1 pseudogene is annotated in these 431 nt (G+C 70.8%); it reads left to right on the top strand.

The features are described 5' to 3' along the window. Window positions 1–145: 145 nt before the first annotated feature. A pseudogene (locus tag G3I71_RS48060) lies at window positions 146–431 on the top strand (DUF3558 domain-containing protein); the annotation flags it as partial.

The raw sequence follows: 431 nt of genomic DNA, 5'->3' as shown, positions 1-431 counted from the left end.
AAAGCGCAAAACCGGGCCCAAGGTCGGCAAACAAGTCGGCCGACCGGCATTCACAGCGGCGCGTGCGATACACATTGTGTCCATCGGCCGCCTCCGAGCGGCAACATGTTTTCCGTACCGAAGGGAGCCTGGGACGGTGCGACACATGGCGTACGTACCCGGCGTCGCGCTCCTCGCAGCGCTCGCCGTGGGCTGCAGTGCCGGCTCCGACGGCAGCGCGAGCGACGCCGACAGCAAGCCGGGCGGCCCCACCGTCACCACCGCGCCCCCGGGAAAGTACCGGACCCTGCCCGCGCCCTGCCGCGCCGTACCCGGCTCCACGCTGAAGGACCTGCTGCCGGGGGTCGCGGAGCTGCCACAGCAGCAGCAGGAGAAGGCGTTCCGGGGGGCGCCGACCGTCACGTACGACACCGACCGCAAGGTCGGCTGCA

It is taken from the genome of Streptomyces sp. SID12501 (assembly GCF_010550245.1).
Lineage (GTDB): Bacteria > Actinomycetota > Actinomycetes > Streptomycetales > Streptomycetaceae > Streptomyces.
This window is presented reverse-complemented; position numbering and strand designations above follow the sequence as displayed.